This is a genomic window from Caballeronia telluris (assembly GCF_001544495.1).
Lineage (GTDB): Bacteria > Pseudomonadota > Gammaproteobacteria > Burkholderiales > Burkholderiaceae > Caballeronia > Caballeronia telluris.
Window position 1 is genome coordinate 21,037 of record NZ_FCNZ02000024.1, and the last position, 23,205, is coordinate 44,241.

Sequence of the window (23,205 nt, forward strand, 5' to 3'; positions counted from 1 at the left end):
CTCAGTGCTTGCCGCCGCGCCATTGCCCCGGCGCGATCCTGAAGCGTTTCGTGAACGCGTGCGTGAACGCGCTCTGATCGGCGAAACCGACTGTCAGCGCGATGCCCGATAGCGTCTCGCGCGGATCGGCGAGCAGCGTGAGCGCGGCGTCGAGGCGCAGGCGCTGGAGATAGCGATGCGGTGTCTCGCCGAACGCTTCGCAGAAGAGTTGATGGAACCGCCGCATGCCGAAGCCGCAATGCGCGGCGAGATCGGCGATGCGCAACGGTTCGGCCAGATGCGCGCGCAGCCACCGGTCGATGCGCGCGAAATCGAGTGCGCGCGCTTCGTCGAGACGCACGTCCGACATCAGCGCGCCGCAGAGATGCGCTGCCGCCTGCCAGGCGAACGAGCGCGTGGGCGCTTGCGCGCGCGTCGCAATGTTTCGAACCAGTTGCGTGACGAGCGGATCGACGTCGATTGCCCGCGCGCGCTCGAAGAACCGCTCCGGCAACGCCACCGACGCGAACGGCAGATCGAGCACCAGTTGCCGGTTTTCGCCCGCCGCCGAATAGTCGTGGCGCGCGCCCGCCGGAACGATCCACGCGCCGCGGCAATCGATGCGCGCTTCGCGGCCCTCGACGGCCATATCCATCGCGCCGTCGAGGCCGAGCACGATCTGGTGGAAATCGTGCACGTCCGACGCCTGCACCGCGTCGTAGCGGCGCAGCGCGACGGAAGGGGCGACGAGCGGCGCGTGTGTCATGCCATCGAATCAGACGTCCAGCAGTTCCACTTCGAACACGAGCGTTGCATTCGGCGGAATCACGCCGCCCGCGCCGCGCGCGCCGTAGCCGAGTTGCGGCGGAATCGTCAGGCGTCGCACGCCGCCCACTTTCATGCCCTGGACGCCTTCGTCCCAGCCCTTGATGACCATGCCGCCGCCCAGCACGAAGGCGAACGGATCGTTGCGGTCCTTGCTCGAATCGAACTTCTGGCCGTCCGTCAGCCAGCCGGTGTAATGCACGCTCACCGTCTTGCCGGCGACGGCTTCCGCGCCATCGCCCACGGTGGTGTCTTCGTATTTGAGGCCCGAATCGGTCGTGACAGTCGACATGAATGCTCCCTGGTTGATCCGGCGCCGGAGCGGTTTCCCGCCGCGGCGTTCCGGTGTTTTGGAACGGGTATTGTAGGTCCTATCGGCCGGGCGGAGCGCGCACGGCACTTGCTCACTTTCCCGGTGCTCTGTCTCGATAAAAGATGCGCGATTCGCGATCATGCCGATGGCGCTAGTCCGGCATGGGCTCACATATAATGCCTTTGCGTCCTGAAAAAGGCCTGGCAACTTTGAACCAGCAAGGATACCGACTGTGACAACGTCTTTTAGCGGCGCGCTCGAACCCGAACACGCGACGTTTCGCGATGCACCGTCCGCCGGCAACGATGGCGTGCTCGTGGTCGATGCGGCCCAGCGCTGCATCAGCGCCGACACCGTCTTCGCCCACCTTTTCGATCTCGATTCACAGGCGCTCGAAGGCCGCGTGCTCGGCGACACCGCGTTGCCGAAGCCGCTCGTCGCGGTGCTCACGGCCGCTGCGGACGCCGCGCAGAACGCGAACGGCGCGCAGCGCGCGCAGGCGTCGATCGACGATGGCGGGCTCACGCGCACCTTCACGATTCTCGCGTTGCCCGCCGCCGACACCGTCACGCTGATCGTGTGGCCGTGCGCCAGCCACGCCGCGACGGGCGAACCGAACGCCGAGCGGCTCGCGCACCTGCGTGCCGAAGCGGCGCTCTTCATGCGCGACAACGTGCTCTCGGTGGTGTCGCACGATCTGCGCGGGCCGCTCAACGCGATCCACAGCTGGGGCTACGTGCTCGAACGCAAGATCGACGCCGCCGATCCCGCCGCGCAGCGTGCGCTCGCCGGCATCCGCTCGGGCGTCGAGCAGCAGGTCAAGCTGATCGAACAGACGGTCGATACGACGCGCGCCGAAACCAAGACGCTCGCGCTGTCGCTCGCGCCTGCCGCGATCCGGCCGCTCATCGAACACAGTGCGGCGCTCGCGCGCGCGAGCCTCGCGAATGCGCGCGGCGTCACGTTGAGTGTCGATTCTCCGCTTGCCGAAGAGCAGATCGAAGGCGACGCCGAACGTCTCACGCAGGCGATCTGGCTGATGCTCGTGTTCGCGACGGAAGCGAGCGCGCGCGGCGGCTCGGTCGTGCTCGCGAGCCAGGTGGAAGGCAGCACGTGGCGCACGGAAGTGCGCTACACGGTGTCGGCGCCCGCGCTCGTCGACAAGCAGTTGCCGCATGCGCTCGAAGCATTCGCACGCCGGCAGGCGACGCAGCCGCGCGAGGCCGGGCGCATCGCGTGGGCGCTCGCGCTCTGCAAGCGGGTGGCGGAGGCGCACGGCGGCAGTTTCGACCACGCCGACGTCACCGACGGCGCCGCCGTATCGATGAACCTGCGCGTGCCGCTCTCCGGCATGTAGCGGAGCGCACCGCGCAGCAACAGGCGAAACCGGCCGAAACTTGAGGCCGGTCTTGCGCCCGGATCGCCTTACGCCCATATACTGACGCTTTCCATTTTCGGAGAGAGTTGCTTTGGCTCAGGTTGTCGCGCTTATCGGCGCATTGTTGCTCGTCGCGTTGAACGGTTTTTTCGTCGCGGCGGAGTTCGGGCTCGTCAAGTTGCGTGCGACGCGCGTCAAGGCCATCGCGCGAACCAATGGCCTGCCCGGCCGTTTGCTCGCGAAGGTCCACGGTCAGCTCGACGCGTATCTTTCCGCGTGTCAGCTCGGCATCACGCTCGCTTCGCTCGGGCTCGGCTGGATCGGCGAACCGGCGTTCGCCATGCTGCTGCATCCCCTTTTCGCGCTCGTCGGCATCGATTCGGAGAAGCTGATCGACTCGATCTCGCTCTTCTTCGCGTTTTCTGTCATTTCGTTCCTGCATATCGTCGTCGGTGAACTCGCGCCGAAGTCGTGGGCGATCCGCCGCGCCGAACAGGTCGGCCTCTGGCTCGCGATGCCGCTCTACGGCTTCTACTGGCTGATGTATCCGTTCATCTGGGTGCTCAACGCGAGCGCGAACGGGGTGCTGCGCCTGTTCGGACTGTCGGGCGAGCACGGCCACGACGCCCACTATTCCACCGACGAGCTCAAGCTGATCCTGCGCGGCCGGCGTCTTGGCGGGGCGTCGTCGTATAACGCGGACGAGTGGAACACCATCGCGCATTCGCTCGATTTCAGCCGCATGACGGTGTCGGACCTGATGCGGCCGGCGCACGAGATGATCGGCCTGCGCAACGACCTGTCGATGCGCGAGAACCTTGCCGTGATCGCGCGTCATCGCTTCAGCCGCTATCCGCTTTTCGCCGACGCTTCCGGCGAGCGCGTGCTCGGCATGATCCATCTGAAGGACCTGCTGCTCGCGCGCGAGAGCGAAGGGCGCGGCATCACGCTCGGCTTCCCGAAGCAGCAGACCGTGAAGGTCGACAAGCTCGAAAAATACACGCGCCCGGTGCAATACGTGTCGCCGACGCTGTCGGCTTTGGAACTGTTCCGCCGCTTTCGCAAGGGCGCGCCGCATTTTGCGCTGGTCGGACGCAAGGGCTCGAAGCCGATCGGCTTTCTCACGCTCGACAACCTGCTCGGCGCGCTCGTCGGGCAGATCCACGACGAGTTCCGCCAGGGCGACGCCGACTGGTCGCGCATGGACGACGGCACGCTGATGGGCAAGGGCAGCTTGCCGGTGGTGTCGCTGGAGCGGGCGCTCGGCATCGATATCGACGAGGGGCGCGCGGAGTCGGTGGGCGGACTCGTCATCAACGCGCTCGGCGACTTGCCGAGCGAAGGCCAGCGTGTGGAGTTCGACGGCTTCGATATCGTCGTGAAGAAGATGAACGGGCCGCGAATCGTCCTCGTGCGGGTGTATCCGCGCGAGGAGGCGCTGGAGGAGGCGGACTAGCCTCAGCGCTTAGCGCACCCCTTCCTCCACAAGCAACGCCACCGGCATCGCCGAGAGCGTATCGCGCACGAGCAGACGCTGTCCCTCCGCCTTCGGCGCGCCGGTGCTCATCCAGTCGAAGAGCGCGCGCGAGCCGAGCGCGTCGGGCAGGATCACCGCCGTATCGCCCCAGCGCGCCGGCTCGACGAGCGGCACGTCGCCGTCCTTCGCGAGCAGCGGCTCGGCGAGCCGCGTCGCGATGACGATCGCATACGCGCTGCCCGCATGCCGCGCATAGGCGATCACACGATCCGCATGCTCGCCGGTCACTTCGAGCGGCAGATACTCGCCCTGCGCGAACAGCGACGCCGCGTGATGCCGCAACGCCAGCGCGCGCCGCACGAGCGCGAGCTTCACGCGTCCGTCGCGCCAGTTCGCCAGTTGTTCGGATGGCGGACCTTTTTCCTCGCCTTCGGCAAGCCACGCGCGCCGCTTCTCGAAATCGACGGGGCGCCGGTTGTCGGGATCGACGAGACTGAAATCCCATAGCTCGGTGCCTTGATACAGGTCGGGCACACCCGGCGACGTCAGGCGCAGCAAGGTCTGCTGGAAGCTGTTGATCGCCCCGGCCCGCGCGATCCGCGCAGCGAATTCCGGCAACTCGCGCAGGAAACCGTCGCGTCGCTGCGGCGCGACGATATCGAACAGAAAGTCGCGGCACGCGTTCTCGTAGGCCTCGTCGGGCGCGAACCAGCTCGTGCGCAGTTTCGCTTCCCGCAACGCCTTCAGTTGCCATTGCGCGACGCGCTCGGCCAGTTCCTTCACGCCGGCGTCGTCGTCGGGCGAGAGGTCCGGCGGCCAGCAGCCGACGAGCGTCTGATACAGCATCGCCTCCGCAGCCGGACCGGGCGCCCAGTTGGCGTCGTCGTCGTCGACTGTCCGGCGCAGCGGCGTGTTGAGCGTCGACCAGTTGTGCAGCGTCGTCGCCCATTCTTCCGGGATTTCGCTCAACGCGGCGATGCGCGCGCGCACGTCTTCGCCGCGCTTGTGGTCGTGCGTGGCGGTGGCGAGCATCGCGTGGGGGAACGACTTCGCGCGCTCGGCGTTGGTCTCGTGAAATTCGTCGACGGACAACGCGAACTCGCCCGGATCGGCGCCCACTTCGTTGCGCGACAACAGCCGTCCGTACCGATAGCACGCCGTATCTTCCACCGCCTTCGCGGCCACCGGCGACGTCAGTTGCGAGAAGAGCGTCTGCGCGCTGCGCCGTTGCGAACCGTTCGCGCCCGGCACGTTCTGCTGCGCTACGTGGTTGCGGCCGCGCTCCGCTGCGCGCTCGCGCGGCCTCTCGGCGACGGACGCCTCGTCGGCGAGCTTGCCGCCAAGCCACTGCGCGACCTGATCGAGCACGACGTGATCCGCCCGCGCCAGCACGGCGCGTGCGCCCTCCAGCGCCTGCGAGAAATAGCGCTCGTCCTCGGCGCTGCGCACGGCGTTGACGGGATAGATGCGATACACCGGAAATTGCACGACGAGTTCGCCTACCACGCGGCGCAGCGATGAAAACGTGAAGTCGCGCGTCGTGACCGCGTCGCGGGCGATCCGGTGGAGCGCGCGCGCGACGCGATCCAGTTCCGCCGAGAGGTTTTCCGCCAGGATCTTCCGACGCGCGACGAGCGCTTCGTCGGCGAATTCGGCGCTGCGTCCGGTCAATTCCGACCACGCCTGCGCGAGCGGCGCCGCGCCGCGCGGATCGTGAAGCAGCGCGCCGACGTCGTTCATGAAATCGTAGCCGGTCGTGCCGTCGACCTGCCAGTCGCCGCGCAGCGGTTCGCCGCGCGCGAGAATCTTCTCGACCACGAAATACGTGCGGCCGTTGCCGTGCTGCAAGGCGGGCGGCCGCTCGTGCGCGAGTTCTTCGAGCCGCTGACGCAGCCGCTGGCAATATTCGCGCGGCTCGGCGAGACCGTCGACGTGATCGATGCGCACGCCGTCGATGAGTCCCTCGGCGAAGAGCCGGAAAATCAGCGCGTGCGACGCCTCGAACACTTCCGGACGCTCGACGCGCACACCGCCGAGCGTGCTGACGTCGAAAAAACGCCGCCAGTTGACTTCGTCGGCGGCGGTGCGCCACCACGCGAGCCGGAAATGCTGGCGCTCCAGCAGCCGGTGCAGACGCTCGCGGCCTTGCGGCGAATCGGCGGAATGCGCGGCGAGCGTCGCGGCGATCGCGGCCTGACCGCCCTCGGTCGCGGCGAGCGTCGCGAGCGCGGCGCGCGCCTCGGCGGCCTTCGGCTGATCGGCGGGCTGGGTCGTGAGGCCCGTGAAGCGCTGCCCGAGTTCGGGCGCTTCTTGCAGGATCGACGGATAGTCGACCGGGCAAATCGGGAACGTGTTCGTGTAGTACTCGACCACGAAGCGCCCTTCATCCGGCCGGAACGCGAGCTTGATCTTCCCGCCGTGCAGTTCCTCGCCGTAGGCCGCGCCGAGAAACGGCGCGAGCACCTTGCCGCGCAGCGCGGGATCGGGCGAATGCCAGTCGACGTCGAAAAAGCGCGCGTGCGTCGCGTGCCGTCCCCATTCGAGGATGTCGAGCCACCACGCGTTTTCCGAGCCGCCCACGCCCATGTGATTCGGCACCACGTCGACGATCAGTCCCATCTCGTGCGCGCGCAGCTTCTCGACGAAACGCCGCAGCCCTTCCTCGCCGCCCAGTTCCGGATTCACGCGCGTGTAGTCGACGGTGTCGTAGCCGTGCGTCGAGCCGCTCGTCGCCGTCGTGATCGGCGACGCGTACGCGTGGCTGATCCCGAGCGCGGCGAAGTAGTCGACCTGCGCGGCGGCGTCGTCGAAGGTGAAGCCTTTGTGAAGCTGCAGTCGGAGCGTGGAGCGCGGTACGGTCATGGTGTTTCGTTCGGTGGAGGGTTCGGCGTGGAGCGCTCGCGCGCGCTGGCGACGGCAAGCAGCCGGTCGGCGAACGCATCGTCGAGAAACAGTTCGTCGACCGGCGCGGCGAGGCGCCGGCGCCAGTTCGGATGCTCGTCGATGGAGCCGGGCAGGTTCGGCTGGTCCGCGAGCCCGAGCAGGTCTTCGAGCGGATACGTGACGAGCGGCGCGGGCGTCGCGGCGACGAACGCGAGCGCTTCGTCGACCGGCGCGCTCTCGACCGGCGGCGCGGCGACGTCGGGCGGCGCGACGCCGGCGTCCTGGAACGCGCGCCACAGATGGTCGCGGTCCACGGCGCGTTCGTCCATTGCGAGCGCGACCGGATCGCGGCCGTCCGCGCGCGCGGCCGTCTGGCCGATCTTCGCGCGCCATTCGATGTCCGCGCCGCGCCACCAGCCGGTGACGGTCGGCAGGTCGTGCGTCGTCGTGGTGGCGGTCACGCCGCGGTCCCAGTCGGACGGCGGCTTGAAACCGTCGCCTTCGACCGCGCGCTCGAACCACAGCACGCGGATGCCGAGCAGCCCGTGTTCTTCCAGCCGCTCGGAAAAGCCGGGCGGCACGGTGCCGAGATCCTCGCCGACCACGATCGCGCGATGCCGCCACGATTCCAGCGCGATGAGCCGCAGCAAATCGTCGAGCGGATAGCGCAGGTACGCGCCGTCCTTCGCGGGCTCGCCTTCGGGCACGAGCCAGAGGCGCCGCAGCCCGAGAATGTGGTCGATGCGGATGCCGCCCGCGCGCGCGAACGACGCGCGCAGCATGTCGATGAACGCCGAGAAACCCTGCGTGCGCATCGCGCGCGGGGAGAACGTCGTGAGTCCCCACGACTGGCCGGCCTGGTTGAAGAGATCGGGCGGCGCGCCGACTGAAACGCCCGTGAGCATTTCCTCGCGATACGACCACGCGTGACTGCCCGCGCTATCGCAGCCGACGGCCAGATCCGCGATCAGACCGACCGCCATGCCGGCGTCGCGCGCGGCGTGCTGGGCGTGCGCGAGGCCCTTCGCCGCGAGCCATTGCGTGAACAAATGGAAATCGACTTCGCGCCGGTTCGCTTCCGCAAACGCCGCGACGGCGTCGCTGCGCGGGTCGCGCAGTTCGTCGGGCCAGTTGCGCCAGTGGCCTTCACCCGTGCTCGCCAGTTGGTCGGTCTGCAAGGCCTCGAAGCGCGCGTGGTCTTCGAGCGCCCGTCCGCCGCTTTCGACGAACGACGCGAAGTCCTTCGCGAAGGGCGTTTCCGCGTCCTGCGAGAACCAGGCGAAGAGCTCGCGCAAGACGGCGAGCTTCGCCTTCGTCGCGTTCGGCCAGTCGATCAGCGGCAGGCCTTCGAGTTCCGTCATGTCCTTCGCGACACCCGCGCGCTCGATCGCCGCGCGGGCCGCGGGCGCGCCGAGGACGGCGGCCGGATCGACGTGCGCGATGTTCAGGAAGAGCCGCGACGACGGCGAGTACGGACTGAACTTGTTCGGCTCGGCGCTGAACATCGCGTGCATCGGGCTGATCGCGAGCGCGTGGCTGCCGCGTTTCGCGCTTTCGACGGCAAGCGTCGCAAGCGCGGAGAAGTCGCCGATGCCGCCGTCGCCCACACGGCGCAGCCCGTAGACCTGCGCGGCGACGCCCCAGAGCGGCGGCGCGTCGCCGGTGGCGTCTTCGTGCAGCGCGCGCCAGGCGTCGTCGATCGTGTAGCAGCGCGACGGCGCGACGGCGAGCGTCGTGTGATGGTCGTTGATGACGAGCGTGTGATAGCCCGGCTCCGAGATCGGCGAGAGCAGCGCGATCTCGCCCTTCGGCGACGTGAACCGTCCGTCGATCACGGAGCCGCTTTCCAGTTCGATGCGGTAGCGCGCGCCCGATTTCGCCGCCGACACCGGCAGCGCGATCGCGCGGTCCACTTCGGCGGTGATGAGCGGCGGCAGCTTGCGGCCGGACAGTTCCGCGTCGAGCGCCGACATGCTGTGCTTCAGTTGCGTGGCGTTGCCACACGGCAGGCCGAGGCGGTCGAGCAGGACGCGCAGCGTCGATTCGGGCACGCGCTGCGTGTGCTTGTGCGCGTCGAGCCATTCGACTTCGAAGCCCGCGCGCGCGGCGAGCGTTTCGATCGCGTTCATCGGCGCGGACGGTTTTGCGGTGGTCGGGCTCACGAGGCGTGTCCCTCGGTGGTGGTGTGCTCGAAGCGGCGAGCGTCGTGGGCGATGGCGTAGTCGTTGACGTCGCCCGTCAGCCAGGCGACGAACGTGCGTTCGCCCAGTTCGCCGCGCTTCACGCGATCCTGCGCGCGCGCCGGCGTCTCGAAGATGATCTTGCCGGCCGGCGTCTCGCCGAGCGCGACGGGCGCGTCGCCGAGATTGAGCGCGATCGAGAGCGTCTCGCCGTCGCCCAGCCGCCAGCGCGCGACGAGCGCCTTCTCGCCGATGACGGTCGCGCCGAGCGCTTTCGCGTCTTTCAGGCGCGGCGTGATCAGCTTCGCGCGCACAGCGAGGCCCGAGCGGTAGAAATGCAGCCATTCCAGGCGGTCGGCGTCGCTTTCGGCCTCGCTTTTGGCCTGCAGAGGACGCGGCGATGACATCCTGAACGTGCCTTCGTCGTTCGGATCGGGAATCTGCGCGCGGCGCTTTTCGTCGGTGAACGCGGAGAACTTCGCGAATTCGCGGCGACGTCCTTCGCGCACGGCATCGGCGAGTTGGTCGTGGTAGTCGGTGAAAAAGAGGAACGGCTGCTTCGAGCCGTACTGCTCCTCCATGAACAGCATTGGAATCTGCGGCGACAGCAGCAGAAGGCCGGTCGCGGCGAAGAGCGCCTCGTCGGAGACGAGCGAGCGCAGACGTTCGCCCATCGCGCGGTTGCCGACCTGGTCGTGGTTCTGCAGGAACATCACGAAGCGCGTCGGCGGCAGATGCGCGCTCGGTTCGCCGCGCGGCTTGCCGTCGTGAATCGGCGACGGTTCGCCCTGATACACGAAACCCTCCGACAGCACGCGCGCGAGCTTCTCGATCGGCTTGTCGATGTAGGCGCCGTAGTAGCTCTCGCTCTCGCCCGTCAGGAGGACGTGCAGCGTGTTGTGGGAATCGTCGCTCCATTGGGCGTCGAAATGCGTTTCCAGCAGGTTCGACGTGTTGTGCTCGTTTTCGAGCACCAGATGCACGTGGCGCCCGGTTTCGACCCCGCTGCGCACACGATGCGCGAGTTCGCGCAGCCATTCGTCGTCGTTGATCGCGTGGACGGCGTCGAGGCGCAGGCCGTCGAAGCGATATTCGCGCAGCCAGTAGAGCGCGTTGTCGAAGAAGAAATCGCGCACCTGCGGGCGCTCGAAGTCGATCGCCGGGCCCCACGGCGTGTTCACACCTTCGCGGAAGAACGTCTTCGCATACGTGCTCAGGTAATTGCCGTCCGGCCCGAAATGGTTGTAGACGACATCGAGAAACACCATGAGACCAAGGCCATGCGCGGTATCGACGAGCTTCTTCAGGTCGTCGGGACGGCCATACGACGAGTCCGGCGCATAGGGCAGCACGCCGTCGTAGCCCCAGTTGCGCGTGCCGGAGAAATCGTTGAGCGGCATCAGTTCGATGGCCGTCACGCCGAGTTCGGCGAGTTCCGGAAGACGCGCGGTGACGCCCGCATAGCCGCCCATCGCGCCGACGTGCAGTTCGTAGAGCACCGTTTCTTCCCACGGCCGGCCGTGCCAGTTCGTGTGCGTCCAGCGATAGGCGCGCGGATCGATCACTTCGCTCGGGCCGTGCACGTCGTCCGGCTGGAAGCGCGACGCCGGATCGGGCACCGCGAGATTCTCGTCGAGCCGGTACAGGTAGCGCGTGCCCGCGCCGCCGTCGGCTTCGGCTTCGAACCAGCCGTCGCCGGTCGGTTCCATGTCGACGAGCGTCGGCGCGGTGTTCGCGTCACCGTGGATTTCGAGTTGCACCGTGTCGCGCGAAGGCGCCCAGAAACGATAGCGCGTCCGGGGTGTTTCCTGCGCCGCGCCCGTCACGTGCGCGCCGAAGGGCAGGCAGTACGAGTAGTGGTGCTGGTGCGGATCGATAGGACATTCGGACATGGTTTCCTGCCGTTTTCGTTTGCCTTGCAAAGCTGCGCCTGGGTCGTCTCAAGTGGTTCGTTGCGGTGCATCCGGCGTCTCGCCGATCGCATGCTCCGACGGAATGGCGGGCGGGCGGCGGCTCGGCAGCGTGCCGGGGTCGGGCGGCAGCGCCGTCAGAAGCCGCGGACCCTGATGGGCGCCCGCCATCCAGACGGCCTGCCAGTCGGCGTCGCCGGTCGGCTGGGCGAGCAGCACGACGATACTGTGCGCCGCCACCTCCAGTTCGCTGCCGACGAGCGGCCGCTGCGGCCCATCGGGCGCCGCGCTATCCAGGAGCACGTTCCATTCCAAGTGAGGCGGGGGCGGCGCGAACAGGAGCGCTTGCGACGACGCGTTGATCATCAAAAGGATCACGTCCGTTTCGCCCGACAGCCCCGGGCCGGCGCGGCGCAGCGTCAGCGCGCGGCCTTCGGGGTCCTGCCATGCCTCGATGGTGAGCGCCATGCCGCGCTCGTCGAACCAGCTGACGTCGTAGAGGCCCGGCAGGACCTCCCGGTCGCCGTACAGGAAGCGCGTTTCGCGCAGCACCGGGTAGTTTTTGCGCAGAGCAATGACACGCGCGACGTATTCCGTCAGCGCGCGGCCGGCGGGCGAATTTGCCGCTTCCCAGTCGATCCAGGAGATCTCGTTGTCCTGGCAGTACGCGTTGTTGTTGCCGCGCTGCGTGCGTCCGAATTCGTCGCCGCCGAGCAGCATCGGCGTGCCGAGCGACAGGAGCGTCGTGGCGATCATCGAGCGCGCGACGCGGCCGCGCGTGGCGAGGATCTCGGGGTCGTCGGTCGGGCCTTCCACGCCCCAGTTTGCGCTGCAATTTTCGTTGTGTCCGTCGTTGTTGCCTTCCTGGTTCATCTCGTTGTGCTTGTGCTCATAGGCCGTGACATCGGCGAGCGTGAAGCCGTCGTGCGACGCCACGAAATTGACCGACGCCCACGGCTTCCTGAAGCGCCGGTTGAAAAGCTCCGCCGATCCGGTGAGGCGCGCGGCGAGGTCCGGCCGCATGCCCGCGTCGCCGCGCCAGAAGCGGCGCACGCCGTCGCGGTACTTGTCGTTCCATTCCGCGAAACCCGGCGGATGATTGCCGACCTGATAGCCGTCCGGGCCGATATCCCACGGCTCCGAAATCAGCTTGCGGGTCGAGAGGACCGGGTCCTGGCGGATCGCGTCGAAAAAGCCGGAACCGGGGTCGAAGCCGTGGCCTTCGCGGCCTAGCGTGACGCCGAGATCGAAGCGGAAGCCGTCGATGTTGAACGCCGTGCACCAGTAGCGCAGCGAATCCATGACCATCTGCAACACGCGCGGATGCGACAGGTTCACCGTGTTGCCGCAACCCGTTTCGTTGATGTAGTGACGCTCGTCGCCGGGGATGAGGCGGTAGTAGCTCGCGTTATCCAGTCCGCGCCAGGAGACGGTCGGGCCGAGTTCGTTGCCTTCGCAGGTGTGGTTGTAGACGACGTCGAGGATCACTTCGATGCCGGCCGCGTGCAGTTGCCGCACGGCGATGCGCATTTCGTTCAGCCGGTGCGTCGAGAGATACGACGGCTCGGGCGCGAAGAACGCGGCCGTGTTGTAGCCCCAGTAGTTGCGCAGGCCGCGCTCGACGAGGAAGCGGTCGTTCAGGAACGCGTGGACCGGCAGGAATTCGACGGCGGTAATGCCGAGGTTTTGCAGATGCTCGATGAACCACGGCGACGAGAGCGCCGCGAACGAGCCGCGTTCGTGCTGGCGGATGTCGTTGCGCAACATCGACGTGCCGCGCACATGCGTTTCGTAGATGATGGTTTCGCCCCAGGGCGTGTCGGGGCGCACGTCGCGGGACCAGTCGAAGGCGTCGTCGGTGACGATGGCTTTGGGCATCGCGGGCGCCGAGTCGCGGCGATCCATCGACATGTCGAGCCGGTTCGAGTGCACGCGGTAGCCGAAGAGCGCATCGGACCAGCGCCACGGGCCGACGAGCTTTTTTGCGTAGGGGTCGAGCAGGAGCTTGTGCGGATTGAAGCGATGACCGTGTTGCGGCTGATAGGGGCCGTGCGCGCGCAGGCCGTAGACGGTGCCGGGATGCGCGCCGGGCAGATAGCCATGCCAGATTTCGTCCGTGCATTCGGGCAGGTCGAAGCGCATCAGTTCCTTGCGGCCGGTACTGTCGAAGAGACAGACCTCGATGCGGTGCGCATTCGACGAGAACACCGCGAAGTTGACACCGAGTCCGTCCCAGTTGGCTCCGAGCGGGTAGGGCGCGCCCGGGAGCAACCTCTCAGGTAATGCGTTCATTGGTTTTTTGCTCGCGCTTTCTGAGGTTGGACGTTGGACACCCGCTGGTGCGCTCGTGCTTCTCGTTCATTGAAGCACAAGCGCACCTTCAATCAGCCCGAAGCACGATCGTAGCCAACGGCGGCAACGTCAGCGCAGCAGAGAAAGCCCGCCCATGACTGGCAAAGTCATCGGCATGAATGACGCCTGCATTGCCCATGTTGGACCCGCCATAAATCGACGAATCGGAATTGAGCACTTCGCTCCACCGTCCGCCGCGAGGCAAACCGATCCGGTATCCGATCCGCGGCACCGGCGTCAGGTTGCACGCCACCACCAGCTCGCGCCCTTCGCCATCCGTGCGCCGGAACGCATAGACGCTGTTGGCGTTGTCGTCCCCGACAAGCCAGTCGAAGCCGCGCGGATCGCTATCCAGCTTGTGCAGCGCGGGCTCTTCGCCGTAAAGCCGGTTCAGGTCGCGCACGAGCTTTTGCAGTCCGCCGTGGAACGCATCGTCGAGCAGATGCCAGTGCGGTGATTCATCGTGATTGAACTCCGCGAACTGTCCGAACTCGCCGCCCATGAACAACAGCTTCTTGCCCGGATGCGTCCACATGAAGCCGAGATACGCGCGCAGGTTAGCGAACTTCTGCCAGCGGTCGCCCGGCATCTTGCCGATCAGCGATCCCTTCCCATGCACCACTTCGTCATGCGACAACGGCAGCACGAAGCGCTCGGAATACGCGTACACCATGCCGAACGTGTACATGTGATGATGATACTGACGGTAGACCGGGTCCTCCTCCATGTAGTGCAGCGTGTCGTGCATCCAGCCCATGTTCCACTTGAAGTCGAAGCCGAGCCCGCCGCTTTCCACCGAAGCCGTCACGCCCGGCCACGCCGTCGATTCCTCCGCGATCGTCATCGCGCCCGGAATCTGCCGGACTTCGTGATTGAGCCGCTTGAGGAACGCAATCGATTCCAGATTCTCGCGCCCGCCATAAATGTTCGGCACCCACTCGCCGGCCTTGCGCGAGTAGTCGCGATAGAGCATCGAGGCCACTGCGTCGACGCGCAGTCCATCGACGTGATAGCGCTTGAGCCACGCCAGGCCCGATGCGATCAGGAACGCGCTCACCTCGTTGCGGCCGAGGTTGTAGATCATCGTGTTCCAGTCCTGGTGATAGCCCTCGCGCGGATCAGCGTGCTCGTAGAGCGGCGTGCCGTCGAATTGAACGAGACCGTGCGCGTCGTTCGGAAAGTGCGCGGGCACCCAGTCGAGAATCACGCCGAGACCCGCTTCGTGCGCGCGGTTCACGAATTCCGCGAACTGCTCCGGCGTGCCGAAGCGCGCCGACGGCGCGAACTGCCCGAGCGGCTGATACCCCCACGATCCACCGAACGGATGTTCGGCGATTGGCATGAATTCGAGGTGCGTGAAGCCCATGCCTTTCGCATACGGGATCAGGCGCTCGGCAAGCTCGTGCCAGTTCATGCCGCGGTTGCCTTCCTCCGGCACGCGCAGCCACGACTCGGCATGCACTTCGTAGATCGTGATCGGCGCGGCGGGCGTCTGCCGCGCGGCGCGCTCCTGCATCCACTGGTCGTCGGTCCAGGCGAAGCTGTCGATGGCGTCCGCATCGGCGACGACCGATGCCGTCGCCGGCGGCTTCTCGCTCTGCATCGCGCAAGGGTCGGCCTTGAGCGGCAGCGTGTGCCCGTCGCGCGAGACGATCTCGTACTTGTAGCGCGTGCCCGCGCCGAGCCCCGGCACGAACAGCTCCCACACGCCCGCGTTGTGACGCAGACGCATCGGATGGCGGCGCCCGTCCCACGAGTTGAAGTCGCCGACGACCGATACGCGCCGCGCATTCGGCGCCCACACGGCAAAGCGCACGCCCGCCACGCCTTCGTGCGTGCACGGACGCGAGCCGAGCGCGTGCATCACCGCGTAAGGATCGCCGTGAGTCAGCCGGTTCAGCCAGTCGTCCGACAAAACCGGGCCGAATGCGTAGGTGTCGTGCGTGTCCTGCGGCGTGCCGTGCCAGTCGATCGACAGGCGGTAGGCGCCGGGCTTCTCGACAAAGCCCGAGTAGAGGCCCGCGTCGTGAATCTTCGTGAGCTGGCCGAGCGGCGCACCGGACTCGCGGTCGAGCACGATGACGCCCGATGCACCGGGCAGCAGCACGCGCACGACATGACCGGAGTCGGTCTGGTGCAGGCCGAGCTTCGAAAACGGATCGGGATGGCGAGCCTCGACGAGAGCATCGATGTCGAGCGAATGCAGCCCTTCCGCAGGGTCTCTCGCATCACTGCGCTTATTCATGTTGGGTTCCATCGGACGTATCCTTGTTGGCTTCGATCACGTGTCGCGTGCCGGGCGCGGGCGGCGCGCCCGTATCGCCGAGCAGGCGGCTCGCAAGCGATGCGAGGCCGCGCAGCGGAAGGCCGATCCAGGTCGGGCGGTTCGCCGCTTCGTAGCGGATTTCGTAGGCGGCCTTCTCGATCAGGAAAAGGTCGAGCAGCGCCGTGTAGACGGACTCGCCCGCAATCGGTTCCGGCGACTGTTCGAGCGCTTCGCGATACTGAAGCAAGAAGCTCTCCTCGGCATGCACGCGCAGACGCTCGAAGAGCGCGCGCTTGCGGTCGGCGGTCTGCTGCGGGGCGTTTTCCGTCGTCGGCTGCGCGGCGGCGCTCGCATACGACAGCGAACGCAAAAGTCCCGCGACATCGCGCAGCGGACTCGTCTTCTTGCGGCGCTCGTCGAGCGGACGCGCCGGCTCGCCTTCGAAGTCGATCAGGAACGCATCGCCTTGTGCCATCAGCACCTGGCCGAGGTGGAAGTCGCCGTGGATGCGGATGCACAGCGCATCGGCGTCGTCCGGCACGAGTTTCTTCACCGCGTCGATCAGCCTGTCGCGCCGGTCGGTCAGGCTTTGCGCGAGGAAACGGTCGTGCTCGTTGAAGTCGCCCTTCTTCTGCTCGACGATGTCGAGCGCCGTCGTGAGCAGCTTGAGCGTGCCTTCGATCCAGTCGTGCACGTCTTCCTTCGTCGCGCGGGTGGGCGAGAACGCTTCGTCGTCGGTGGGCGAGGCGAGCGCGACGTGCAGTTCCCCGAGCCTCCGGCCGATGATGCCCGAAATCGCCCGGTAGCCCTCGAAGCCCTGCACTTCGTTCAGGCGGTTCGGCGCGTGCTCTTCGGAATCGACGGCCACCGCGAGTTCGTCGACGGTGCGGCGCAGGTAGTCGAGCGCGTAGTTCCAGGCGTCGCCCTGATTGTCGATGTAGCCCTGCAGAATCGCGAGCGTGTGCGGCACGTTCTCCGGATCGACGCGCACCACTTCGCCGAAGAGCGGCCCGGTGTTCGCGTAGCCGAGCTTCGTAAGATAGCGGCTCATTTCCGCTTCCGGATGAATCCCGCCGACGAGCCGCCGCACGAGTTTCAGCACCACGCGATCGCCGATCACGAGCGAACTGTTGCTCTGTTCGGCGGCGAGCCAGCGGATTTCGGGCGGCGATTGCGGATTGAAGTCGAGTTCGGCGAGACGCTCGGTCGGAATGAAGCGAATTTCGCTCTTCTGCACGGTCGGCACGACGGCGCGCTCGTGCAGTTTCCTCAGCACGCCGTAGGCGAAGAACGGCACGGCGAACGCATCGGTGAGATGACCGATATTGCGGTTGCGCCGCACTCGTGCGAGCGCGAGCTGCATATAGAGCGGCGAGGTGGTTTCGCTGCCCCACGCGATGGCAAGCGGCAGCACGTAGCGCTCGGTGTGATCGCCGACATCGGCTTCGATCTCGGTGAACGCGAAGCCCGCGCCTTCGATGGTCGTCAGCGCGGCGAGTCGCACGCGATGCAGCTTCTGATCCTTCGATGCGAACCAGCGCCGCTTGCTCAGATACGACGGCAGCACTTCCGATTCGAGCAGGCGCACGTTTTCGGGCGTCGGGCCGGTTTGTCCCGCGCGGATCACCATCGTGACGAATTCGGGCAGTTGCTCGGACGGCGCCTGGCTCCACGCCGGACGCAGGTTGCCCGGGCAAAGCTGGAACCAGAGGAAGCCGTAGGGCGGAAAGGTCAGCAGATAAGTGAGCTGGCCGATTGCCGGGAAGGGCGAATCGGCGGTCATTTCGAGCGGCACTGAGCCCGCGAATTCCGACAGGTCGAGTTCCACCGCCTGCGGCGCGCGCGAGAGATTTGCCACGCACAGGACGGGCGGCTCGCCTTCCAGTTCGCGCAGATACGCAAGGATCTTGCGGTTGTTCGGACGCAGGAAGCGGATCGTGCCGCGTCCGAACGCGTGCTTCGAGCGGCGCACCGCGAGCATCTTGCGCGTCCAGTTGAGCAGCGAATGCGGGTCGCGGCTCTGCGATTCGACGTTGACCGCGTCGTAACCGTAGAGCGAGCCCATCACGGGCGGCAGCACGAGCTGTTCGGGATCGGCGCGCGAGAAGCCGCCGTTTCTGTCCGACGACCATTGCATCGGCGTGCGCACGCCGTCGCGGTCGCCGAGGTGGATGTTGTCGCCCATGCCGAGTTCGTCGCCGTAGTAGATGACGGGCGTGCCCGGCATCGAAAGCAGGAGCGAGTTGATCAGTTCGATGCGCCGGCGGTCGCGTTCCATCAGCGGCGCGAGACGTCTGCGAATGCCGAGATTCAGGCGCGCGCGGCGATCGCTTGCGTAGGTGTTCCAGAGATAGTCGCGTTCCGAGTCCGTGACCATTTCGAGCGTCAGTTCATCGTGATTGCGCAGGAAGATCGCCCATTGATTCGACTCGGGGAGGTCCGGCGTCTGGCGCATGATGTCGGTGATCGGGAAGCGGTCCTCGCTCGCAATCGACATGTAGATGCGCGGCATCAGCGGGAAGTGAAACGCCATGTGGCATTCGTCTTCTTCGCCGAAATATTCCTTCACGTCTTCCGGCCACTGGTTCGCTTCCGCGAGCAGCATGCGGTTCGGGTACTCCGCATCGATGGTCGCGCGGATCTTCTTCAGGATCGCGTGCGTCTCCGGCAGGTTCTCGTTGTTCGTGCCTTCGCGTTCGATGAGGTAGGGCACGGCATCGAGCCGCAGACCGTCGATGCCCATGTCGAGCCAGAAGCGCATCACTTGCAGCACTTCCTTCATGACGGCCGGGTTATCGAAGTTCAGGTCCGGCTGATGGCTGAAAAAGCGGTGCCAGTAGTACTGGCCGGCGACCGGGTCGTGCGTCCAGTTCGACGGTTCGGTGTCGATAAAGATGATGCGTGTTTCTTCGTACTTCTTGTCCGTGTCGGACCACACGTAGTAGTTGCGGTGGTTCGAGCCGGGCTTGGCGTGACGCGCGCGCTGGAACCACGGATGCTGATCCGACGTGTGATTGATGACGAGTTCCGTGATTACGCGGATGCCGCGCGCGTGCGCTTCCTGAATGAAGCGCTTGACGTCGGCGATGGTGCCGTAGTCGGGGTGGACGTTTCGGTAGTCGGCGATGTCGTAGCCGTCGTCGCGACGCGGCGAGGGATAGAACGGCAGCAGCCAGATCGTGTCGACACCGAGTTCCGCCACATAGTCGAGCTTCGCGAGAAGGCCGGGGAAGTCGCCGATGCCGTCGTTGTTCGCGTCGAAGAAGGACTTGATGTGGACCTGATAGATGATCGCATCCTTGTACCAGAGCGGATCGTTGCTGAGAGTCGAGGACTTGTTGCGTTTCACAATGTATCGCTCCGTTGTTTTTGCTGGCGCTTTGGGTAGGGGTGTGATGAACACCGTCCGGGCGCTCGTGATTCGGTGGAACTTGCTTTCTTAGTGGTCTATTAGCTCTGCCCCTGTCCGGGGCGGGACTTACTTTCTTTGCTGCTGCAAAGAAAGTAAGCAAAGAAAGCAGCTTTTCTAGGCAGCAGTCACAATACGTCAACGCACGAGCAACACCGAGTGGACATACCGCCTAAGTGTCGCCCTCAAAATTCGACAGGGCTTGGTGCGATTAACCACTGTGTCCTCGCACAGCCCACTACGTGGTAAGGCCATCATCCACCCGTCCGCGCTTCGCTTGGACGATAGGAACACCAAAAACGTCGGTCCGTCACGATCACCGCAAACCTTGAAACCGCGACCTGAACTGCCTGACGTCAGAGCGAAGCGAAGACGGATGAATGATTGCTGTACCGTTGTATTCGCTGCACGATGACACAGTGGTTAATCGCACCAAGCCGCTTAAGACCCTTGAGGGCGACACTTAGGCGGTATGTCCACTCAGTACTTCAAAGGCGTTGACTCTCTGCGACTGCTGCCAGAAAAGCTGCTTTCTTTGCTTACTTTCTTTGCAGCAGCAAAGAAAGTAAGTCCCGCCCCGGACAGGGGCAGAGCTAACAGACCGACGCGAAATCAAGTTCAACGACAGAACCGCACAAGCACTAAACGAACAACCCACCCCAAGCGCCAGCGCCCTCACAGTTCAACCGAAGGCTTCGGCAAGCCCCAAACCGGCGCGATGCGCCAAATAGCAAACGGCAACGAATTCGGATCAAGCCGAACGTGCTGCCGCCGCCCGCGCCATTCGAATCGCTGCCCGGTGATCTGATCCTCGACCGCGAGCGCGTCCCACTCGTGCACGCCCCAGCGTTCGAGCGTCTGCCACGGCAATTCGATGTCGGCCCCTTGCTCGTTGAACGGATCGAGATTGATGGCGACGAGCACGACGTTATCGCCCGACGCATTCGACTTCTCGAAGAACAGAATCTGGTCGTTATGCGCCGGCAGGAAGTTCACGCCCAGGTGCGTCTGCAAGGCGGGATTCGCCCGCCGCACGCGATTGAGCGCCGTAATCTCTCCGACGATGTTCCCCGGCCGGTTCCAGTCCCACGCACGCAACTGATACTTCTCGGAGTCGAGATACTCTTCGCTGTTCGGCAGCGCCGCGGCTTCACACAGTTCGAAGCCACTATAGACGCCCCACAGTCCCGACAACGTCGCCGCAAGCGCCGCGCGGATCACGAACCCCGCGCGCCCCGAACGCTGAAGGAAGCGCGGATTGATGTCCGGCGTATTGACGAAGAAGTTCGGGCGGAAGAATTCGCGGGCGTCGGTCTGCGTGAGATCGTGCATGTACTCGATGAAATCGCGCTTCGATTCGCGCCACGTGAAGTACGTGTACGACTGCGAGAACCCGAGCTTCGCCAGCCGGTTCATCACGCGCGGCCGCGTGAACGCTTCCGCCAGGAAGATCACATCGGGATGCCGCGCGCGCACGTCGTTGATCGCCCACTCCCAGAACGGAAACGGCTTGGTGTGCGGATTGTCGACGCGGAAAATCTTCACGCCCGCCGCGACCCAGAACAGGAACACGTCGCGCAAGGACGTCCACAACTCGGGCTTCGCATCCTTCGCGTAGAAGTCCGGATTCACGATGTCCTGATACTTCTTCGGCGGATTCTCCGCGTAACGCAGCGTGCCGTCGGGCCGCCAGGCGAACCACGTCGGATGCTCCTGCAGCCACGGATGGTCCGGCGAGCACTGCACCGCGAAATCGAGCGCGATTTCGAGGCCATGCGCGTGCGCGCTTTCCAGCATCTGCTTGAAGTCGTCGAGCGTGCCGAGTTCCGGATGAACGGCCGTATGCCCGCCTTCCTTGCCGCCGATCGCATACGGGCTGCCGACATCGCCCGGCTGCGCCGTCAGCGAGTTGTTCTTGCCCTTGCGATTCGCGACGCCGATCGGGTTGATCGGCGGGAAGTACAGCACGTCGAATCCCATCGCGCGGATGCGCGGCATCTTTCCGATCACGTCGACGAACGTGCCGTGGCGGCTTTCGTCGTCGCTCATCGAACGCGGGAAGATCTCGTACCAGCTCGCGAAGCGCGCGGCCGCCCGTTCCGCGTCGACGCGGTAAGTCACCGGATCGCGCGAGAGAAACGGCCGATGGCGCGCGGCGGCGATCGCCTTCGCGGTTTCGGCGCCGAGCACGATTTCGAGCTTGCGCTCGGGCGCCGCCTTCGTGAACTCCTTGACGAGACTTTCGAGCGGCTCGGTCGAGGCGCCCTCGGCGGTCTGCACTTCGGCGAGGATCAGCGCGAACAGATGCCGCGCCTCTTCGATCTCCAGTTCGACCGTCTGCCCGGCGTTCAGCTTCTTCTGCATGTGATCGACGAGCGACGCGAAGTCGTCACGCCACGCGATCACCGTGAATTCGTGACGCCCGACGCGATCGAGCGGAATCCGCGCCGTCCAGAGATCGCGGCCGAGCGGCTGCACGAGTGCCATCGGCGTTTCGTGCCAGTCGGTTTCGTCGGCGGCGCGCCATTGGACGGCCGCCGCGATCTTGTCGTGACCTTCGGCAAAAATCGCCGCCTGCACCTCGACCGCCTCGCCGACGATGCGCTTCGCCGGAAAACGCCCGTGATCGACCGAGGGCGTCACGCTCTCGATGGCGACGCGCGGCGCGGAAACGGCCTCGGTGACGGACTTCTTGTCGGCGGCCTTCGAGCCGCGCTTGACCTGCGGCTGCGCGAGCAGCACGAACGGCTCGGCGGCGGCGCGAAAGAGCCGGGTCTCGCCCGCAGCGAGCGTGAACGGGGCGAGACGCGCCTGCGTCGCGCCGGTTTCGCCGAGCGGTGCGAAGCGCGTAAAGCTGCCCGGCACCGCTTCGAGAAGATGCAGCGGATCGACGTACACCGGCGAGTGAAGATCGGGATTGACGACGATCAGCGCGGCGGCATTGGCGAGACGCAGATCCGGCCCGTTCGCGCGCACGAGCGCCGCGAACGGCGTGCCGGCGCCCGTCAGCGCGCGCATTTCGCCGACGGTCGCGAGCGTCGGGACATCACGCTGCAACGCGTTCGCGCGCGCGATGTCCTTCGACAGATCGAAGCGCGCCTGTTCGCGCGCACGCTCGAACTCGGCCGCGACGCCGTACTGGTACGACATCGGCAGTCCGACGCCGTATTCGAACCCCATCGGTAGGAGCAGGCCGGTGCCGATCGCGGTCGCCGTGAAGAGCGCGCGGCGGTACGCGCGCTCGACGAGCGCCGTGTCGCCCGTGTCGGGCAGGTCGGACAAAAGGCGCGCACCGTAAGGCTCTTCGGGAAACGCGATCGGCGGCGCGACGTGCGACAGCGCGGCGTGTTCGTCGACGAGCCATGCGCTCCTGAAATCCCACCAGCGCGACGACGAAAACACGGCGTCGAAGCCCGCGTCCGTCAGGCCGTGCAGATCGTGCCGGCTGATGCCGACCGTCCACGCGAGCCATTTCGTGTCCGGATGCCGCTCCCGCACCGCCGCGCCGAGCCGCCGCCAGACATGCGCGGGCACCTTGTGCGGCGCGTCGAAGCGAAACCCGCCGATACCGGCGTCGGCGAGCAGCAGGAGTTCGCGCGCCCACCATTCGGTGAGCTGATGCGCGGCTTCGCCGTCACTGAAATTCGCGTGGGCGACGTTCTCCTCGCGCGGCGGATGACGCGGATCGAGCCGCGCCTCGGCACTCTCGAACGGCTGGAACCAGTGCTTGTTCTCGTGATAGAGGCCGCCGTCGCTGCTCACCCGGTCGATCACGATATCCACGAGCAGCGTCAGGCCGTGCTGCTTCGCCCCGGCGGCGAGTCGCGCGAGGCCGTCGCTTGCGCTCGTATCGGATTCGAAGACGGCATGCAGACGGTGATGATCCGAGACGGTCTGACCGTGCCCGTTCGCGCCGGGCATGAACGGCGAGCCGATCAGGACGTGGTCGAAGCCGAGGGCGGCCGCGTGCTCGAAGTGAGCGGGCCATCGCGCAAGCGGTCCGACGAGCAGCGGGTCGATGAAATAAATACGCGGCGCGTACGCATGATGGGCGGGATGGTTTTCCATCGTTCGTCTTTTCCAGAGTCGTCCTGCGGTGGCGGGGATGCGGGTCAACAATCGCGATCACGCTCACGGGCGGCAAAGAGCCAATCCGCATCGGACGGCTGCCGCAGACGAGCCTCAGAGTGTTTGGAGCATCACCTTTCCGGGGTCACGCATGCGGCGAGCACC

The 23,205-nt window shown here is 66.0% G+C and carries 11 protein-coding genes; 2 read left to right on the top strand and 9 right to left on the bottom strand.

Going from position 1 to position 23,205, the window contains the following annotated elements:
* Nucleotide 1: 1 nt before the first annotated feature.
* Nucleotides 2-745, bottom strand: a complete 744-nt coding sequence (locus AWB66_RS25075) for an AraC family transcriptional regulator (protein WP_087632785.1) — start codon at nt 743-745, stop codon at nt 2-4.
* A 9-nt stretch (nt 746-754) separates the two neighbouring features.
* On the bottom strand, nt 755-1,096 hold the full coding sequence (locus tag AWB66_RS25080; RefSeq protein ID WP_087632786.1) for an FKBP-type peptidyl-prolyl cis-trans isomerase: 342 nt from the start codon (nt 1,094-1,096) through the stop codon (nt 755-757).
* A gap of 253 nt (nt 1,097-1,349) precedes the next feature.
* Between AWB66_RS25080 and AWB66_RS25085 the strand changes: the two genes are divergently transcribed.
* Entirely contained in the window at nt 1,350-2,474 is a 1,125-nt protein-coding gene (locus tag AWB66_RS25085; RefSeq protein WP_327355345.1) for a sensor histidine kinase, read from the top strand.
* 112 nt (nt 2,475-2,586) lie between these two features.
* Nucleotides 2,587-3,951 carry a hemolysin family protein gene (locus AWB66_RS25090; RefSeq protein WP_087632787.1) on the top strand — a complete coding sequence of 455 codons (1,365 nt, stop codon included), beginning with the start codon at nt 2,587-2,589 and terminating at the stop codon, nt 3,949-3,951.
* A 9-nt stretch (nt 3,952-3,960) separates the two neighbouring features.
* Here AWB66_RS25090 and treY read toward each other — a convergent pair whose 3' ends face one another.
* The 7 genes from treY to AWB66_RS25125 all read right to left on the bottom strand — a co-directional run bounded on the left by treY (nt 3,961) and on the right by AWB66_RS25125 (nt 23,040).
* Nucleotides 3,961-6,834: a malto-oligosyltrehalose synthase gene (gene treY, locus AWB66_RS25095; RefSeq protein WP_087632788.1), complete on the bottom strand. Its 2,874-nt coding sequence runs from the start codon at nt 6,832-6,834 to the stop codon at nt 3,961-3,963.
* Nucleotides 6,831-8,984 carry a 4-alpha-glucanotransferase gene (gene malQ, locus AWB66_RS25100; protein ID WP_087632789.1) on the bottom strand — a complete coding sequence of 718 codons (2,154 nt, stop codon included), beginning with the start codon at nt 8,982-8,984 and terminating at the stop codon, nt 6,831-6,833. The genes treY and malQ overlap by 4 nt, the downstream gene beginning before the upstream one ends.
* A gap of 29 nt (nt 8,985-9,013) precedes the next feature.
* The gene (gene treZ / locus AWB66_RS25105) at nt 9,014-10,927 is read right to left on the bottom strand and encodes a malto-oligosyltrehalose trehalohydrolase (RefSeq protein ID WP_087632790.1); all 1,914 of its coding nucleotides are present in this window, start codon (nt 10,925-10,927) and stop codon (nt 9,014-9,016) included.
* A gap of 48 nt (nt 10,928-10,975) precedes the next feature.
* Nucleotides 10,976-13,237 carry a glycogen debranching protein GlgX gene (gene glgX / locus AWB66_RS25110; RefSeq protein WP_087632791.1) on the bottom strand — a complete coding sequence of 754 codons (2,262 nt, stop codon included), beginning with the start codon at nt 13,235-13,237 and terminating at the stop codon, nt 10,976-10,978.
* 88 nt (nt 13,238-13,325) lie between these two features.
* Nucleotides 13,326-15,542, bottom strand: coding sequence for a 1,4-alpha-glucan branching protein GlgB (gene glgB / locus AWB66_RS25115; protein WP_087632792.1), 2,217 nt, complete (start codon nt 15,540-15,542; stop codon nt 13,326-13,328).
* Complete coding sequence (treS, locus tag AWB66_RS25120; RefSeq protein ID WP_087632793.1) at nt 15,535-18,912, bottom strand: maltose alpha-D-glucosyltransferase; 3,378 nt, start codon at nt 18,910-18,912, stop codon at nt 15,535-15,537. The genes glgB and treS overlap by 8 nt, the downstream gene beginning before the upstream one ends.
* A gap of 735 nt (nt 18,913-19,647) precedes the next feature.
* The gene (locus AWB66_RS25125; protein WP_087632794.1) at nt 19,648-23,040 is read right to left on the bottom strand and encodes a maltotransferase domain-containing protein; all 3,393 of its coding nucleotides are present in this window, start codon (nt 23,038-23,040) and stop codon (nt 19,648-19,650) included.
* Between the last annotated feature and the right edge of the window lie 165 nt (nt 23,041-23,205).

Excerpts from the sequence above, each read along its gene's own strand:
- AWB66_RS25075 (WP_087632785.1), bottom strand. The coding sequence starts at position 745 with ATGACACACGCGCCGCTCGTCGCCCCTTCCGTCGCGCTGCGCCGCTAC.
- glgX (WP_087632791.1), bottom strand. The coding sequence starts at position 13,237 with ATGAACGCATTACCTGAGAGGTTGCTCCCGGGCGCGCCCTACCCGCTC.
- AWB66_RS25080 (WP_087632786.1), bottom strand. The coding sequence starts at position 1,096 with ATGTCGACTGTCACGACCGATTCGGGCCTCAAATACGAAGACACCACC.
- treY (WP_087632788.1), bottom strand. The coding sequence starts at position 6,834 with ATGACCGTACCGCGCTCCACGCTCCGACTGCAGCTTCACAAAGGCTTC.
- AWB66_RS25125 (WP_087632794.1), bottom strand. The coding sequence starts at position 23,040 with ATGGAAAACCATCCCGCCCATCATGCGTACGCGCCGCGTATTTATTTC.
- glgB (WP_087632792.1), bottom strand. The coding sequence starts at position 15,542 with ATGAATAAGCGCAGTGATGCGAGAGACCCTGCGGAAGGGCTGCATTCG.
- treZ (WP_087632790.1), bottom strand. The coding sequence starts at position 10,927 with ATGTCCGAATGTCCTATCGATCCGCACCAGCACCACTACTCGTACTGC.
- malQ (WP_087632789.1), bottom strand. The coding sequence starts at position 8,984 with ATGAACGCGATCGAAACGCTCGCCGCGCGCGCGGGCTTCGAAGTCGAA.